Here is a 15282-nt window from a genome sequence, read left to right as displayed (position 1 = left end):
TCATCTCCGCGCCCCTCCTTCCTTGTCGGCGGACGGCGAACCGTGTCGGGGGACCTCATCAGGGGACTCCATCACCGGGCCGTCCAGCCGCCGTCCACGTACAGTTCGGATCCCGTCATGAAGGTCGCGTCCTGGGAGGCCAGGAACGCCACCGCGCCCGCGACCTCGTCGGGCCGGCCCAGCCGCCCCATCGGGGTGCCCTCGATCATGGCGGTGTGCCGGGGCGTGCCGCGCCACAGTTCCCGGGACAGGGGCGTCTCGATGAAGCCGGGGTGGATGGAGTTGACGCGGACGCCACGCGTGGCCCAGTGAAGTGCCGCGTTCTTCGTCATCAGGCGGACCGCGCCTTTGGCGGCGTGGTACGAGAACTGGCTGCCGAAGCCGCCGACGGTGCCGAAGATCGAGGCGATGTTGATGATCGAGCCGCCGCCGGAGCGTTCGATCGCGGGACCGCCGTGTTTCATGCCGAGCCACACTCCGCCCTGGGTGATGGCGATGACCTTGTCCCAGGACTCCTGGGTCTCCGTCTCCACCGTCCGCATCTCGGCGATGCCCGCGTTGTTGACCAGCACCGACAGACCACCCAGCTCGGCGACCACCCGCTCGACCGCGCCGCGCCACGCCTCCTCGTCGCTGACGTCCAGCGCGAGGCCGAGCGCCCGCGCCCCGTCACCCGTCAGCTCCTTCACCAGGTCCTCGCAGCGACCGGCGTCCACATCCGTCACCACCACCGTCGCGCCCTCCGAGGCCAGCCGGTGCGAGACGGCATGTCCGATGCCGCCGGTCGCACCGGTGACCAGGGCGATCTGTCCGGACAGTCGGTCTCCCACGGGCTCTCCTCGGTTCGGCGTGTGCGCGGTCGCGGTCATGGCAGCAGCTCCAGCCCCGAGCTCAGCAGCGCGGGGACCGCGGACCCGACCCGCTCGAATCCGCTGCCGACGGTCTGTCCCGCGAGGTAGCGGGCATGGATGCCCTCCGCGATGACGGCGAGCTTGAAACAGCCCAGGGCCTGGTAGTAGGGCAGGGCGTCGATGTCGCGGCCGGACTTCGCGGCGTACCGCTCGGCCAGTTCGGGGCCCGTGGGAAAGCCGGGGTTGGCCGTAGGGACGTGGCGCGCCGCGAGGACCGGTTCGCAGGTCGGATCCCAGTACATGAGGAGCATTCCGAGATCGGCGAGAGGATCACCGAGCGTGGCCATCTCCCAGTCGACGATCGCCGCGATCCGGCCGAAGCCGTCGGGCGCCAGGATGGTGTTGTCCAGGCGGTAGTCGCCGTGCACGATCGCCGGAGCGCCACTCACGGGCACGGCGTGGGCGAGCCTGCCGTGCAGTTCGTCGACGTCGGGCAGCGAACGCGTGGCGACCTTCTCCCACTGCCCGCGCCAGCGCCGCACCTGACGCTCCAGATAGCCGTCCGGTCGGCCGAAGTCGCCGAGCCCTACGGCGGAGGCGTCGACCGAGTGGAGTGCCACCAGCGCGTCCACGAGCGCGACGGCTGCCCGTCGTGCCTCGTCCGGCGGCAGTACGGCAGCGTCGTCGCCGTCGCGCAACACCGTCCCCTCCACGAAGTCGACGACGCAGAACGGCGCGCCGATCACCTCCGGGTCCCGGCACGACAGCACGGCGCGCGCGACGGGCACCCCGGTGCCGCCGAGGGCGGCGACGACGCGGTACTCGCGGTCCATATCGTGTGCCGTGGGGGTCAGCACCCCCAGCGGGGGCCGGCGCAGCACCCATCGGTGCGTCCCGTCGGTCACCTCGTACGTCAGGTTGGAGCGCCCGCCCTGGAGCAGCTGGATCCTCAACGGGCCGTCGCGCTCTGGGACATGGTGGTCGAAGTACCGCTGCAGCGCGGGCAGGTCGATGCCGACCACGGCGGCCTCGGGCGCGGTCACTGTGCGGCCACCCGCTCGCGCGCCGCCCGCACCGCACGCTTGGCGATGGCCCACCGGTGGGTCTCGGAAGGACCGTCGTAGATCCGGAAGGGGCGCACCTCCCGGTACAGCCGGGACAGCGGGGCGTCCCCCGAGATGCCGAGCGCGCCGCACACCTGCACGGAGCGGTCGACCACCCGGTTGACCGCCTCGGAGACATAGGTCTTGGCGATCGAGGTGTGCTGGGCGGCCGAGCGTCCCTGGTCCAGTTCCCAGCAGGCCCGCCACAGCACCGCACGGCTGGTCTCGATGTCGATCTCGGAGTCGGCCAACAGCTGCTGCACCATGCCGAGTTCGGCGAGCGGTTTGCCGAAGGCCGATCGCTCCGTGGCCCGCTCCAGGGCGATGTCCTGCGCCCGCCGTGCCACGCCGAGCCAGCGCATGCAGTGCGTCATCCGGGCGGGCCCGAGGCGGACCTGCGCGTACGTGAATCCCTGGTCCACCTCGCCCAGGACGGCGCTGTCGTCGACTTCGCAGCCCTCGAAGACGATCTCGCTGTGCCCGCCGAACAGGCCCTGGTCCAGCGTGTCTATGTTGCGGACGATCTTCATTCCCGGGTTGTCGGCATCGACGAGGAACATCGTCGCGCCGCCCGCGTCGCCCGGCCCGCCACTGGTGCGGGCCATAGAGATGGCGAAAGCGGCCCCGTCGGCGCCGCTGATGAACCACTTGCGTCCGTCGATCCGCCAGCCGCCGTCGACCCTCGTCGCGGTGGTGGCGAGGGCGCGCGGATCAGAACCGGCGCCCGGCGCCGGCTCCGTCATCGCGAAGCAGGACCGGACCTCACCCGCGGCCAGCGGCCGCAGGTAACGCTCCTTCTGTTCCTTCGTGGCGACCACTTCGAGCAGATGCGTGTTGCCCTCGTCGGGTGCCGCGCAGTTCAGCGCCAGCGGCCCGAGCAGCGAGTACCCGGCCGCCTCGAACACCACGGCCTGCCCACACAGGTCGAGCCCGAGCCCGCCCCATTCCGTGCCGACGTGGGGTGCGAACACCCCCGCGTCGCGGGCTGCCTGCTGGAGCCGGCGGCGCAGTGGCTCGGGACCGGCGTGGACGTTCCCGTCGCACGCCCGCTCCTCGGGTATCACCACGTCCTGTACGAACGCGGTGGTGCGCCGAGCGACAGCGGCGACCCTCTCGTCGATCTCGAACCCGATGGGCATGTTCACTCCCGAGCTTGGCTACTGACCATTAGCCATCTCAGGGGTGCAGGAGGCGTGATGTCAAGGGCCCGTTCTATACTGGCCGCTCCAGTAGACGAATTCGGCTAACGGTCGGTAGCTTCAGGAGTCCGCGTGAGCTCAGCCCAGAGCGAGGGGCACGGCAAGTCGCACAGCGCATCGCGCAACGGGTCGTACGAGAGGCCGCACCGGCCGGCCCGGGCCGAGGGCACGCCCGTCACCGACCGCCGGTCGGCGATCCGGCAGGCCGCGCTGCGGCTCTTCGCCGCACAGGGCTACCGCTCCACCACCATGGCCGACATCGGAGCCGCCGTGGGCATCCGAGGCCCGAGCCTCTACAAGCACGTGGCCTCCAAGCACGAACTGCTGGCCGAGATCATGATCGGCACGATGGAACAGCTCATCGCCGACAACATCCTGGCCGTATCCGGCACCGACGACGTCCGCGAACAGCTGCGCCGCTCCGTGGAGGCGCACATCCGCTACCACGCCCGCCACCGCCTGGAGGCCTTCGTCGGCAACCGCGAGATCGGCAGCCTGGACCAGCCCGACCAGGACCGGGTGCTCGGCCGCCGCAGCGACTACGAGCGCCGCTTCCGCGAACTCATCGAGCGGGGCGCCGCCGAGGGCGCCTTCCACGTGCAGTCGGCCCGCATCGCCTCGTACTCGATCCTCGACATGGGCATCGGCGTCGCCAGCTGGTTCCACGAGGGCGGCGAGTTCTCCGTCGACCAACTCGCCTACCAGTACGGCGACATCGCGCTGCGCATCGCGGGAGCGCGCCCGCACAGCGGCACGTCGGCGGGGGAGGAGCCGGCGTCGCAGCCCTGAGGCAACCGTGTCGGGCCAGCCGGTGACGCATGACGGCGATGAGGGCAAGGTGCCTGCGGTGCCTGAGCGTTGTGCCGGCGGTGCCACCCATCGCCGCGGGATGCGACGGAATCAATGTTGGCTGAGCCCGGCCACCACGCCGGCCCGTTCAGTGTGGCCCTGATGGACCCCGACGCCCGCCGCAGATCGGTCTACGCCGCCTTCAACCACTACGCGGACAACCGTGCAGGCCCGGGAGGTGACGGCCGGGCGGCGCGAGGCGATGGACGCCGTCCGGCGCTCCGTGGCGGTGCTCGCCGTCCGGGTCTTGCTGCCGCTGGGCTTCACCTCGTGGGAGACGTACTGCCAGGCAGAGTTCGGCGTCAGCCCCGGGCAGGCGTACCGGCTGCTCGACGTCGCACGCGCCCTGACCGCGATCTACGGTGCGGTCACCGCTGGCACCGAGACGTCTCGCACGCGAGACACCGACCCGACCGCTGCGGCCGCGCTTGACCACGGCCTGTCCCAACGAGCCTTGGCCGCCGTCTCCGGACGCCTGAGCAGCGGAAACGCAGCGATCAAGTTCGGTAAAAACGACGGCTTGTAAGAGGTCGGGAGTAATTTGACAGCGGTCGGCGGGCTCGGGCGTCTGCTGTGAACCGTGAGCGAGCGCAAGCCCACAAGCCGCGTGAACCTTCAGTAAGTCACGATCACGCCTATCGACAAGCTTCCAACCGTCAAGGACGGACCAGCTGGCGCGTGATGCCGGCGATCACCGCGGTGGCGAGGATCCAACCGGCGACGATCAGGCCGTAAGCGACGGTCTGCCCCGGCCCATACGGACTCCACGCGGTCTCCTGGCCGAGGTTCACCACCGGCAGTAGAAGATCCAGCGTGTAGGCCAGTGCCGAGAAGGGCGGCGGGTCGTCGCGGGCGGCAGTCGGAGGCATGGCCGCGAAGCACACGGTGCCCGCGGCCAGCAGTACCAGGAGCCAGAGGCCGGCCAACCATGGTCGGTACCCGTAACCGACAAGCAGGTCCTGGATCAGGCCCCACGTCCGACCGGGGGGTGCGAGCGTCCTGCGGCGCTCGCGCTGTTTGTGCAGCAGGACACGCCGGGCGTCCTCGTCGTGGCCGATGCGCCGATAGTGCGCCGCGAGTTGTTCGAGGGGCTGGGGTCGGTAGTCGTTCCGGCCGCGCGAAAGCCAGTCAAGTCGTGCCGGCGCGGGGAGGCGAGGCGCCAGGTCCTCGTACCGCAGACCGTCGAGCCTGGTTTCCCGTGGCCAGTGCGCCGGGTCGTCACACAAGCTGTCGACGTGCGCCTGGCGTAGATCCAGCACGGTGAGGCGGGTGTCGTCGAGTCGGAGTTCGCGCCTGATCCGTGCGCCCCGTAGGTCGAAATCGCGTTCGATCGTGCACACGGCCCGTTTCCCGAAGCCGCAGTACATGCCGTTGTCGACATCGAGGTTTCTTGCGAGGACCCCTCCGCGGATTGTGGAGCCGTCGAGCTCCACGTAGCCCTTGACGTGAGCACCGGGCAACCGTAATTGTCCGTCGAGGACGGCGTCATGGCAGTAGAAGGCGCCGTCGATCGCGGCGAGATCACCCTGTACCGCGACGTTCGGGGAGGTGAACGTCGAGCCGGAGATTTCCACGTCTCCCGTTCGCGCTCCGTAGAGCGACAGCTTGTCGAGTCGGCAGCCCGCGACCTCCAGTTCACCGTCGAGAGTGATACGAGCCGCGTTCATGTGGGAGAGGTAACAGCCGCGTAGCCTGATGCTGCGGGTGGTTGCCTCAGCCAGCAACAGTTCGCCGTCGAATACGCAGTGCTCGAACAGGAGCGAGGTCTGTAGCCGTGCGTTGGCCAGGTCGAGGTCGCCGGAGATCCTGACACCGCACAGGGTGAATCGGCTGGGCGAGTCCGCGCCGGACACCAGGGCAGCGATCACTCCGGCGCGCACCCGACGGTCCTCGCTCCACTGTTCCGCCTCGTTCGGGCCGTAGGCGTCATCGGTTCGGAAGTCGACCACCATCTCCTGGCGGGCCCTCGCTATGAGGCGTTGCTCGGACTCAGACAGGTTGTGGGGCATGTCCATGGCGAAAGCATGCCCGACGAGAACCGAGCACGTAGCCAGCCGCACGTGTGAGGTAGGCCGCGCTTCCACACATAACGTATGGCGGAAGTGCGTCCCGCCCTTAGGTGCCGGCTGGGCGGCTACGGCCGGGGCTGGGTTAACAAGCCCTGCTCGGTCTCGACCAGGACTTCCGCCCTCGGTCAGCCGCTGAGCTTCAGGCGGGTGTTTGTTGTAAGGCCGAGGCAGCGCCTGCTGACTCAACCTCCATGAGGGCTGGTGGCGCACCTTCCGCAAGGCGGCCCTCGCCAGCCAGTCATGGGCCGGACCAGCCGAGATCGAACACCCCGCCCCCTCGCGACGTGACACTCAACGCCCGAGCTCGGCCTGGATATGGGGAAGACCCGCACCACCAACTCGCCTCCCCACGATGATGCCGTTCAACGTGCCCGCTCTGACCGTCTGGGTGGTCGACATGCTCGCCACGCTGCGGAAGGTGGCGGGCGCCAAGGCCGCCGATCATGTGACCGTCACACCTGATCCGGCCGTGGAGGCCGTCGTCGGCTACTGGCACGCGGTCCTCGACCGCCGCCGCGGCCGATGCCCGACGCGAGCTTCGAATCGGTGGTGGGGGCCTATGCGCCGGTCACCCTGGGGCGGTGGCCGATCGCCCGGAGCGATGAGTGAGTGCGACGGATCTGCTTCGCTCGGCTGCTGGCTGCGGCAACCGGCCATGGGGAATGACGCGCTGGACGGCCTTGTTACACCGACTGCATGACATGACCGAGTCAAAGCACTCGGTGGTGGTGGAAGGAGGACCTCATGGCACGCAGCACCACGCGGCCCGTCATCACGCTCAGGTCGACGGCCGGCACCGGAGTCACCTACGTGACGCGCAAGAACCGTCTGACCAACCCCGACCGGCTGGTCGTGCGCAAGTACGACCCGGTGGCCGACAAGCACGTTCCGTTCCGCGAAGAACGATGACACCCTCCCCGGTCGTCGACCGAGGTTTCTCAAGGAGGCACCACCCATGAGGTCCGGCATTCACCCCGTCTCCCGCCCCGTCGTCTTCCGCGACCGCGCGGCAGGCTTCCACCTGCTCACCCGCTCCACCCTCGACACACAGCGCACCGTGGAGTGGGAAGACGGCACAACGTACCCGGTCATCGACGTGGACATCTCGTCCGCGAGTCACCCGTTCTACACCGGCACCTCGCGGGTCGTGGACACCGCGGGCCGAGTGGAGCGCTTCGAGCGACGCTACGGCCGTACCGCTCCCGTCCGTCCTTGACCGCCCGAGCCGTCCGACCCCTGCAAGGCCCAAGGAGGCTGCTATGAAGGTACGCAAGTCCCTGCGCTCGCTGAAGGCCAAACCCGGCGCTCAGGTGGTCCGCAGACGTGGCGTGACCTTTGTGATCAACAAGAAGGACCCCCGCTTCAAGGCCCGCCAAGGCTGACGCCACAGCGCAGCACCCCAGCGGCCCGACACCACACCCGCGGTGCCGGGCCGCTGCATTGCGATGTCGCAGGTATTTCTCTGACGGGCCCCGACGGCCACAGATGGGGCTTGACGCTCGCGGACTCGGTCACACATCCCGCCGTGTGGCCGACGGGTTCGGCGCCATGGTTCCCGCGGGCGCGGACGACTTCGGCACGTCCGGTGGTGAGTCCCGCAGACCGCCGAGCGCCAGGACCGTCAGGACTGCCCTTGAGCCCGTGATCTTGAGCGCCAGCGCCGTTCGCGAGATTGTTGCCCGCGCCGAGGCGGCAGGCTTCGAGTTCGACGACTGATGCTGTCACCAGCAGGTCTGCCGGGTTCAGTCCGCAAACCGAAGGGGCCTGCCGCCCCAGCGCATGTGCTTCTCGCTGCGGATGCGGGCCCGTTCGCGTCGTTGGGCGGTGAGGAAATCGGGGTGGTGGGCGTGCTTGTTGCGCCAGCGCAGATAGGCGTGCAGAGCCCGGGTCTGGACGGTGAATCAGAACGTGGCGTGGCCGCCGAACGGGGGCTCCGACGCGCACCATGCGGCATGGGCGGAGGTCGTCCGGCGGTGTCCTACCGAAGCGTGGTCCCTCTCGACACGTCAAGTGACACCTAGGGCTTGACCGACGAGGTGATCGGCGACCCGGCCGCGGCTCCGGAGTCCGGCACCCCCGCGTAGTGGGGCAGCTCGACGCCGTTGATCGCGCGCCCGACCAGCTCGGTGAACCATTCGCCGGCGAAATCGGGGCCCGGCTCGGCGTCTGGCCCGGGGACGTCGCGGCTGCGGGCGTTCAACCGGCCGATCTCCTGGTTGGCCTCGACGAACGAGCGCATCCGCGCCTCGTAGCGGGCGAACCCGGCGTCAGGGTCCCATCCGGCGACGGCCAGCTCTCCGGCCAGCAGATAGGCGCCGACCAGTGCCAGTCCGGTGCCCTGCCCGGACATCGGCGACGAGCTGAATGCCGCGTCCCCGAGCAACCCCACCCGTCCACTCGACCAGCGGTCCATCACCACCTGGGCGACCTGGTCGAGGTAGAAGTCCGGGGTGTCGTCCAGGTGCGCGAGGATGTCCGGGGCCAGCCAGCCCAGGCCCGCCATCCGCTCCCGCAGCAGGCGCTTCTGGGCCGCGACGTCACGGTGGTCGACGTCGAAGTCAGCCGAGGCGGAGTAGAACATGGCCATCGCCCGGGTGGCGTCCTGGATGGGTCGCAGGAGGGCGGAGCGCCCGGACTCCGGGTCCTGGTACTCGAGCAGCCAGCGGTCCAGCCCGAACTCGTTGGGCACACTGTAGAAGGCCAGCACGTGCCCGAGGTGGCGGAGGAACCGCTCATGCGGCCCGAAGACCATCGCCCGCAGCTCCGAGTGCAGCCCGTCTGCCCCGACCACCAGATCGAAGCGCCGCCGGTCGCCGCCCGCGAAGACGACGTCGACCCCGTCCGCGTCCTGGGCGAGCTCGGCGATTCGGTCGCCGAAGATGTACTCGACGCCGTCGCGGGTGTTGTCGTAGAGCACCTGGGACAAGTCCCCGCGCAGGATCTCGATGTCCGCGATGAACCCGTCGCCACCGTCGTCGTCCGCGCGGAAGGTCTCCAGTACCTGCCCGTCCGCGTCCACGGTGTGCGCGCCGGCGGTGTCGGTGCACGCCGCGCGGATCGCCGCGTCCAGCCCCATGCGCCCGATGACCTCCTTGGCGACCCCGCGCGCGTCCACCGCCTGCCCGCCGGGACGCAGCTCGGGAGCCCGCTCCACCACGGTCACCTCGGCCCCCCGCCGGCGCAGCCAGTGGGCCAGCGCGGGTCCCGCGATGCTCGCCCCCGTCACCAACAGCTTGGGACCGCTCACCCGCGTCCCCCGCTCGCCCGTCCGGATCGTGCGCTCCTGCTCGGAGTCGTCGGTGCCCATCACTGCCTCCATGTGCTTCCTCCCGCGCTGGAACGTTCCCAGCACTGGCCCACCGCTGTCGGTGGATCCGGCAGTATCGACTGGGGATCCGCACAAAACTCATCGGCACGGCCGAAATTACGGGAGTCCTCCCGGACGGGGCGGTCGTCGGTGAAGCAGGGACCCCAGCGGGCGACCGCTGGAATCCCTCGCCTTTAGGCGGGGGAGGAAGTCAAGGGTGTTCGCCGAGTTGGAGGAGGCCGGCGAGGGAGAAGCACAGGGCACCGGTGAGGGTGCCCCAGTTGGCGATGTCGGCGTTCACGAGGCTGTTGGTGGCGGGGCGGGTGTAGGCAGCGAGTGCGGAGACCATGAAGAGGGCGGAGCCGAGTTGGTTCACGGCCACGATCCGCCAGCCGAGGCTGTGCGGGCGGAGGCAGGGCCGGCCGTGGCAGATCTCGACGAAGCCCAGGTGGCCGGATACCAGGAAGAGGGCGCAGCCGATCACGTCGGGCACCCAGATCAGCCGGTTGACCTGGTGGACGTTCAGGCCCTGCAGGAAGGAGTCCAGCAGGTCGACGGCGAAGACGAGGGTGCCCGCGAACAGGACGAACGTGCTCAGCCAGTCCACCCGCATCGGCTCGTAACTCCACCATCGCCAGCGGCCGGTGACCAGTCGGCCTTCGCCGCCGCCTTGGTGGCGGGGCGCGTTGATCACCTGGAGCAGTGAGACGTACCCGCCAGTGGTGAAGAACAGGCCGCCCGCGAAGTAGATCGAGGCGCACTCGGTGGCGTCGCCGGAGCCGAACTGGGCGACGGCCGCGCCGGCGGCGAAGAGTGCCCCGCCGATGACGAAGGCGATCGCCGCGATGACGTTGAGTCTGTGCAGGCGGGCGATGGCGACGGCGTCTGCACGGATGTGCCGGGTTGCGGTCGCACCGTGGGGGCGGACGGCGAGTACTCCGCGTCGGCGCGCGAGCCGAGACTCCCACACGGTGGTGCCGCCCCCGGGAGGGTGCCAGGTGAGCCGGGTGGTGAACGGTCCCGCGCCCTCGGCGCGCTGCTCAGGTTGTCCCACGGGCCGAGCCTGGGAACTCAGGCAGCAGCGGAAGGTGGGCGAAATGGCGTACTGCCGAGCCGTCGCTGCAGCCTGCGGGGGTGTCGAATGGTTCTTGGTCGGCCCGGTCTCGGCGGCGGGATACGGGGCGTGGCCGGTTCATGCGGGCGTGCCCTCTTCCTCGGGGTTGATGGGTGGGCGTCGTTTGGCCGCGCCGCCACAGCCTGGTGGCCATCACGAGGGCCATCAGCAGACCGGTGATCACCGCCCGCCAGGACGGCGACCTCGGCTCCTCGTCAGGCCCCGTGGACGCGGCGCGTCCACCGCGTGACCTGCCAGTAGCTGGCTGTTCGATCGCCTCGTCACCGGTCAACCGCGCTTCCCTCAGGGAACTCAACTCACACCATCCTTAAAGGGGTACGGCAGGTCAAAATTCTGCTCTACCGGCATGATTCTGACTCGCTTTCCGGGATGTGGCGCGGTGAGGCGGTGCTGGGGCGCGTAGTGGAGCTGGCCGGACCCGGAAGGGTTGTGAGAACTGCGGCCGTCGCGAGAGGCGGGACGGCGCCGCGCCCGAGCGGTCCGTAGGAAGGGCGCAATGCCGGGCTCGGCATCGGCAGGGTCGGTGCCGTCCAGGACGACGAACGCCGCACAAGAAGAGGGCCTGGTGGCCCGGCCATCTTGCATGAACCCGCCGTATCCGCCCAACGGTTCTGCGGGGGTTGCGAAGTGAGGGGTGGCGTCGCCGATGTACGTGGCGCCCAGGATCTGCGCGGAACGCTCGCCGCCGACGAGGTAGACGGTGAGCGGAAGTGTGGTGCACAGGGACGCGACCAGGACCATGAGAGCCACTGCCGTGATTCACCGGGCCCCAGCTATGCGGCCCGGTCCCCGGGAAGATGGTAGTTACCCTGTTTGCCCGGTGAGATGTCCTGATCCGGGACATGCCTGTGGCTCCGGATACATCCGGAGCCACAAGCATGCTGCTGCTTGGCGGGTTACCAGCGATACCAGCGGCCCTTGCGGCCGCCCGTGTCAGCGGAGCGCATGACGAAGCCCAGCAGCCAGACGACCAGCACGATGACCGCGAGCCACCACAGTGCCTTCAGCGCGAAACCCGCGCCGAAGAGAATCAGAGCCAGCAGAAGAACGACAAGCAGGGGAACCATAGTTATCAACCTCCGTCGCTCCTCGTGCCCGGCGAATGCAAGAACACACGGTCGATTTCCCTGGTTTCTCCACTGCTCATGCGGGCACTGAACTCAGTTTCTCCACGGCGTTCACTGACTTCCGGGACCGAGTTGAACACAGAGTGGCCGCAGCTGCCGGCGATATGTGGCACGGACGGAGCCCTTCGCCGGCGCAGGTCGACGAGCGCGCGGGTCTGTTACGGCCCAGCCGATCGGCCCACCCGATCGGCGCAGCCTGGGGCTAGAGGGCGGGACGCTGGAACGGTTGGCCCCGGGGCGTGTTCTTCCTGCCGCGCCGCTGGCCTCTGGAACCGCCGTGTCAAGGCGGCGGTTGCCGGTCAGGGCTCGGGGCAGGCGTGGTCCGAGAAGGTCTCGGTCTTCAAGCCGGCTGCGCGCCGGTGCCGATCTGTTGGGTGAGCTTGAGCAGTTCTTCGACGTGGTAGATCTCGGTGATCTTGCCGTCAACAACACGGACGATGTCGGTGCCCGTGATGTCGACCGGGTTGCCGCTGGGCGCGAACCCGAAGGCGTCTGCGGTGTGTGTCCCGGTCATCCGCCAGTGGAGGACCACCCAGCCGCCGGGAAGCTCCTGCTGGAACAGGATCCGGTGCTGCGTGTCGGTGAATCCGTCGCGCACCGCGGCGATCAGCACTCGCATGCCGTCGATCCCCGAGGCGGCGCCGTCAGCGGGGTTGTGGTCTATCACGTCGGGGGCGAACACCTCGTCCGCCCCGGCGACATTGCCGGTGTCGTAGAGCTCAAGGTTGCGCGCGGCGACCCGCAACGGGGTGGTCGTGGCCGAGCGCACCACCTCGCTCGCGGTGTTGGCCGTACTGATCGCGGTCATGAGGTCCTCCATGGTGGGGAGTGCGGGCTGGTCCGGCTATAGTTCCCTGAGGGAATCAGTTCCCTCAAATGAACTAATGGAGAGTGCGTGAGTGAGCTGGACCACCCTTTGCCGGAATGTCCGATCGCCCGGTTCCTGACCGTGCTGGACGGGCCCTGGGCGACGCTGATCGTGCGGGAGCTGCTGACGGGCCCGAAACGCTTCACCGAGCTGCGCGCCGGGCTGCCGGGGATCAGCCCCAAGACCCTGTCCTCACGGCTGCGACGATTCGTACTCCTCGGGCTGGTCACCCGCACGGCCTATCCGGAGATCCCGCCGCGCGTGGAGTACGAACTCACCCCTGCAGGCGCCCGACTCGAGGTCGTGCTGGCCACCATGGGCGCCTGGGCCGAACAAGACCTTCCCCGCACTGGCGCGTTCCCCGTCGAAGATCGGTAAGCAGGACCCGCCGATTGCCCGGGCGCTGAGCGCAAGAGAATGGCCGCGCGCGCCTCGCGGTCAGGCGTCTAGGGTCGACCTCGACTTCTGGCCGCGGGTGCTGGTGTAGTGCACGCCCGCGCCCCACTTCTCCTGCACCGGCGACATGCACCGCTGGCGCAGCGGGATGCCGCCGGGGCCGTACCGGTGGGTCCTGCGCTGGCATCCAGCGCAGACGCACCGACCCCATGGTCAGTAGGCCGGGGCTGATGGCGTGCACATGGGCCGGCGGGCGGCTAAGTCGATGATGTGGAGCTGGGTGTCGGGCTGGCAGTGGGTGCAGGCGCGCAGGCCGTCGGCGAGGAGGCGGCGGGCTTCGTCGCGGCTGACGGGGCGGCGGCGGGAGCCGATCATGTGGCAGGTGCCGGCGTGGACCTGGACGGGTGGCTTGCCGGTGCCGATGCCGACTTCGACGACCCATTCCGGCGTCTGCGGTCGGGTGCGCCGGCCGTGTTCGGCTTCTGCCTTGCGGCGCTCCAGCAGGGCGATCTTCGCGTCGATGCGGTTCAGCCACAAGGCATGCCACACCCGCAAGGTGCGCAGTCGTTCCAGGTCGGGCGGCAGATCGTCGAACACATTTGTGATTTTAGGCTCAAGATCGAGGTGCTGCGCCCTCGCGTGTTCGATTTAATGTTCGATAATGTGGTGGGGGAGGTGAGCACGATGAGGACGCGGGCGACGACGGACGGACAGGGCGTGTTGATGCATGTGCGCTGCCCGGACCGGCTGCCGGAGGAGACATACAGGCAGGTGCTCGAGGAACTGGCCGGGCTGTCGCCGGTGATGCAGGCACTACCGCCGACCGCGGCGCTGGTGGACCTGCGCGGGGCGCTGCGCTACCACGGCGTCGATGCCCGCCGACTGGGGGAGGTCCTGCGGATCAGGACGATCTCCCGCCTCGGCGTCGACGTCCGCATCGGCATCGGCCCCTCCATCACGATCGCCGCCACAGCCTCCGGACAGGTAGGCCTGCCGGGCGGGGTCCTGGCGATCGCACCCGATGACGTGACCGGCTGGCTCGGGGCGCTGCCGGTCGAGGCCCTGCACGGGATCGGCCCACGGCAGGCGGCGGCTCTGCGCGACTACGGCATCCATTGCGTGGGCCTGCTCGCCGCGGTGCCACCCGCGACCGTGCAGCGCCTGCTGGGCGGGAAGGCCGGCCGCCTGGCCGCCGACCGGGCCCGCGGCATCGACCCCCGCCCCGTGGTGCCCCGCGCCCTGCCCGCCACGGCGAGCGTGCGCCACCGCTTCGACGAGCACACCCTGGACGGCGCCGTCGTCCGCGCCGCCCTGCTCGACCTGGTCGTCCGGCTCGGCACCCGGCTGCGCGGCCGCGGCCAGGCCGCCCGCGCCCTGACCTTGACCCTGAAGTTCGCCGGCGGCAGCAGCTGGGAGAAGACCCGACGCCTGACCGCACCCTCCGCCCATGAGGACGACCTGCGCCAGCTCGCCTACCAGCTGATGGACGCCGCCGGCCTGCAGCGCGGCCGCCTGACCGGGCTCGCCCTGAAGGGCGAGGACCTCGTCGACGCCGACCAGGTCGCCTGGCAGCTGTCCCTCGATGACGCCCGCGAGGCCCGCCTCGCCGCCGAAACCGCCCTCGACCGCGTGCGCGACAAGTTCGGGCCGGGCGTCATCGGCCCGGCCGCCGTCTTCCGCCGCGCCTCATGACCCGACCAGGAAGGCTGGACGGAGTGGGACGGCGCGCAAGACGTCTAGCGCCCCTTGACGTCGGCGCAGTCGGAGTCTGCGACGACCGTGGCGGTGGCGGTGGTTGTGTTTCTGCGGGGCGAAGGCCGACGAGGCATCGCTGACGCGGCCCCATGCGCGAGCGGCGTACCTCAGGAGCTGGCGCCGCTGACCCCGGGGGCGACGAAGCGCCGGTGCAGGGGGTAGAACTTCGGCTCAGGGTCGCTTTGCACGCCCAGTTCGCCCTTGAGTACGGGGGCGATCCTGGCCTCGATGAACCGGTTGAAGTGGTCCTCCGACTCCCAGATGTCCATCACGTTGAGGCCGCCGTGGACGAACCAGGCGGCGTGCAGCACGCACCCGTCCGGTGCGTCTTCTTCCCAGCGCACCTTCTGGCGCACCGCGTCGTACACGGCGGGTGTGATCTCGGGCCAGGAAAAGGTCATCACGACTGCCATGGAGCTTCCTTTCGCCGCCTGACGCGCCGCGGTCGGACGGCCCGCGGCATAGCACTGCGAAGCTAAGCCGCTGGTATCGCCGGTGCACTCCAGGGCGTCCATCCGAGAAGGGGCTAGGTCGACGGGATGAAGATTCTGCGTCTGTCCGCTGCGCACCTCGACCGAGCCGGCGGCCAGGACGCCGAGGGTGCCGATGGCACGGCGGCGCTT

General features: G+C 69.6%; 17 protein-coding genes and 1 pseudogene. 7 read left to right on the top strand and 11 right to left on the bottom strand.

Annotated features, from left to right (window positions below; translation table 11 throughout):
• Nucleotides 1–71: 71 nt before the first annotated feature.
• The 3 genes from M2157_RS01480 to M2157_RS01470 are packed head-to-tail and all read right to left on the bottom strand — an operon-like array spanning nt 72 to nt 3093.
• The gene (locus M2157_RS01480) at nt 72–830 is read right to left on the bottom strand and encodes a glucose 1-dehydrogenase (RefSeq protein WP_280859951.1); all 759 of its coding nucleotides are present in this window, start codon (nt 828–830) and stop codon (nt 72–74) included.
• Between the two features lie 35 nt (nt 831–865).
• Nucleotides 866–1894: a phosphotransferase family protein gene (locus tag M2157_RS01475; RefSeq protein ID WP_280859950.1), complete on the bottom strand. Its 1029-nt coding sequence runs from the start codon at nt 1892–1894 to the stop codon at nt 866–868.
• Nucleotides 1891–3093 carry an acyl-CoA dehydrogenase family protein gene (locus M2157_RS01470; RefSeq protein ID WP_280864122.1) on the bottom strand — a complete coding sequence of 401 codons (1203 nt, stop codon included), beginning with the start codon at nt 3091–3093 and terminating at the stop codon, nt 1891–1893. Before M2157_RS01470 ends, M2157_RS01475 begins: the two co-directional genes overlap by 4 nt.
• Before the next feature lie 132 nt (nt 3094–3225).
• On the opposite strand from M2157_RS01470, the gene M2157_RS01465 reads away from it, so the two are divergent.
• Together M2157_RS01465 and M2157_RS01460 are read left to right on the top strand one after the other, a co-directional pair.
• The gene (locus tag M2157_RS01465; RefSeq protein WP_280864121.1) at nt 3226–3942 is read left to right on the top strand and encodes a TetR/AcrR family transcriptional regulator; all 717 of its coding nucleotides are present in this window, start codon (nt 3226–3228) and stop codon (nt 3940–3942) included.
• A gap of 223 nt (nt 3943–4165) precedes the next feature.
• On the top strand, nt 4166–4528 hold the full coding sequence (locus M2157_RS01460; RefSeq protein ID WP_280864120.1) for a hypothetical protein: 363 nt from the start codon (nt 4166–4168) through the stop codon (nt 4526–4528).
• Between the two features lie 130 nt (nt 4529–4658).
• On the opposite strand, the gene M2157_RS01455 is transcribed toward M2157_RS01460, so the two are convergent.
• Nucleotides 4659–6017, bottom strand: a complete 1359-nt coding sequence (locus tag M2157_RS01455) for a hypothetical protein (protein ID WP_280864119.1) — start codon at nt 6015–6017, stop codon at nt 4659–4661.
• Between the two features lie 798 nt (nt 6018–6815).
• Between M2157_RS01455 and rpmG the strand changes: the two genes are divergently transcribed.
• Genes rpmG through ykgO form a run of 3 tightly spaced genes read left to right on the top strand, consistent with a single transcriptional unit; the run spans nt 6816 to nt 7453 of the window.
• Nucleotides 6816–6980 (top strand): 50S ribosomal protein L33, encoded by a 165-nt coding sequence (gene rpmG / locus M2157_RS01445; RefSeq protein WP_280859945.1) that lies wholly within the window; start codon nt 6816–6818, stop codon nt 6978–6980.
• Between the two features lie 46 nt (nt 6981–7026).
• The gene (locus M2157_RS01440) at nt 7027–7287 is read left to right on the top strand and encodes a type B 50S ribosomal protein L31 (RefSeq protein ID WP_280859944.1); all 261 of its coding nucleotides are present in this window, start codon (nt 7027–7029) and stop codon (nt 7285–7287) included.
• Nucleotides 7288–7330: 43 nt separating this feature from the next.
• On the top strand, nt 7331–7453 hold the full coding sequence (ykgO, locus tag M2157_RS01435; protein ID WP_006130958.1) for a type B 50S ribosomal protein L36: 123 nt from the start codon (nt 7331–7333) through the stop codon (nt 7451–7453).
• Nucleotides 7454–7813: 360 nt separating this feature from the next.
• Here ykgO and M2157_RS01430 read toward each other — a convergent pair.
• The 5 genes and pseudogenes from M2157_RS01430 to M2157_RS01410 form a co-directional block, all read right to left on the bottom strand.
• A pseudogene (locus M2157_RS01430) lies at nt 7814–7969 on the bottom strand (IS630 family transposase); the annotation flags it as partial.
• 119 nt (nt 7970–8088) lie between these two features.
• Nucleotides 8089–9390 (bottom strand): FAD-dependent monooxygenase, encoded by a 1302-nt coding sequence (locus tag M2157_RS01425; protein WP_280864118.1) that lies wholly within the window; start codon nt 9388–9390, stop codon nt 8089–8091.
• A gap of 199 nt (nt 9391–9589) precedes the next feature.
• Nucleotides 9590–10432 (bottom strand): hypothetical protein, encoded by an 843-nt coding sequence (locus tag M2157_RS01420; protein WP_280864117.1) that lies wholly within the window; start codon nt 10430–10432, stop codon nt 9590–9592.
• Between the two features lie 977 nt (nt 10433–11409).
• Nucleotides 11410–11580 carry a hypothetical protein gene (locus M2157_RS01415; protein ID WP_020121623.1) on the bottom strand — a complete coding sequence of 57 codons (171 nt, stop codon included), beginning with the start codon at nt 11578–11580 and terminating at the stop codon, nt 11410–11412.
• A gap of 400 nt (nt 11581–11980) precedes the next feature.
• A complete protein-coding gene (locus tag M2157_RS01410; protein ID WP_280864116.1) occupies nt 11981–12448 on the bottom strand; it encodes an ester cyclase in 468 nt (155 codons plus the stop codon).
• 87 nt (nt 12449–12535) lie between these two features.
• On the opposite strand from M2157_RS01410, the gene M2157_RS01405 reads away from it, so the two are divergent.
• Entirely contained in the window at nt 12536–12886 is a 351-nt protein-coding gene (locus tag M2157_RS01405; RefSeq protein ID WP_266514226.1) for a helix-turn-helix domain-containing protein, read from the top strand.
• A gap of 231 nt (nt 12887–13117) precedes the next feature.
• Here the strand turns inward: M2157_RS01405 and M2157_RS01400 are convergent, their stop codons facing one another.
• A complete protein-coding gene (locus M2157_RS01400) occupies nt 13118–13501 on the bottom strand; it encodes a DUF6233 domain-containing protein (protein WP_280864115.1) in 384 nt (127 codons plus the stop codon).
• An 87-nt stretch (nt 13502–13588) separates the two neighbouring features.
• Here M2157_RS01400 and M2157_RS01395 point away from each other — a divergent pair, with 87 nt between their 5' ends.
• Nucleotides 13589–14596, top strand: a complete 1008-nt coding sequence (locus tag M2157_RS01395) for a hypothetical protein (RefSeq protein WP_280864114.1) — start codon at nt 13589–13591, stop codon at nt 14594–14596.
• A gap of 170 nt (nt 14597–14766) precedes the next feature.
• Here M2157_RS01395 and M2157_RS01390 read toward each other — a convergent pair whose 3' ends face one another.
• A complete protein-coding gene (locus M2157_RS01390; RefSeq protein ID WP_280859938.1) occupies nt 14767–15072 on the bottom strand; it encodes a hypothetical protein in 306 nt (101 codons plus the stop codon).
• Nucleotides 15073–15282 lie beyond the last annotated feature (210 nt).

It is taken from the genome of Streptomyces sp. SAI-127, assembly GCF_029894425.1.
GTDB lineage: Bacteria > Actinomycetota > Actinomycetes > Streptomycetales > Streptomycetaceae > Streptomyces.
This window is presented reverse-complemented; position numbering and strand designations above follow the sequence as displayed.

Coding starts and splice junctions, on each gene's coding strand:
- M2157_RS01470 (WP_280864122.1), bottom strand. CDS start 3,093: ATGCCCATCGGGTTCGAGATCGACGAGAGGGTCGCCGCTGTCGCTCGG.
- M2157_RS01455 (WP_280864119.1), bottom strand. CDS start 6,017: ATGGACATGCCCCACAACCTGTCTGAGTCCGAGCAACGCCTCATAGCG.
- rpmG (WP_280859945.1), top strand. CDS start 6,816: ATGGCACGCAGCACCACGCGGCCCGTCATCACGCTCAGGTCGACGGCC.
- M2157_RS01440 (WP_280859944.1), top strand. CDS start 7,027: ATGAGGTCCGGCATTCACCCCGTCTCCCGCCCCGTCGTCTTCCGCGAC.
- ykgO (WP_006130958.1), top strand. CDS start 7,331: ATGAAGGTACGCAAGTCCCTGCGCTCGCTGAAGGCCAAACCCGGCGCT.
- M2157_RS01425 (WP_280864118.1), bottom strand. CDS start 9,390: ATGGAGGCAGTGATGGGCACCGACGACTCCGAGCAGGAGCGCACGATC.
- M2157_RS01415 (WP_020121623.1), bottom strand. CDS start 11,580: ATGGTTCCCCTGCTTGTCGTTCTTCTGCTGGCTCTGATTCTCTTCGGC.
- M2157_RS01410 (WP_280864116.1), bottom strand. CDS start 12,448: ATGACCGCGATCAGTACGGCCAACACCGCGAGCGAGGTGGTGCGCTCG.
- M2157_RS01395 (WP_280864114.1), top strand. CDS start 13,589: ATGAGGACGCGGGCGACGACGGACGGACAGGGCGTGTTGATGCATGTG.
- M2157_RS01390 (WP_280859938.1), bottom strand. CDS start 15,072: ATGGCAGTCGTGATGACCTTTTCCTGGCCCGAGATCACACCCGCCGTG.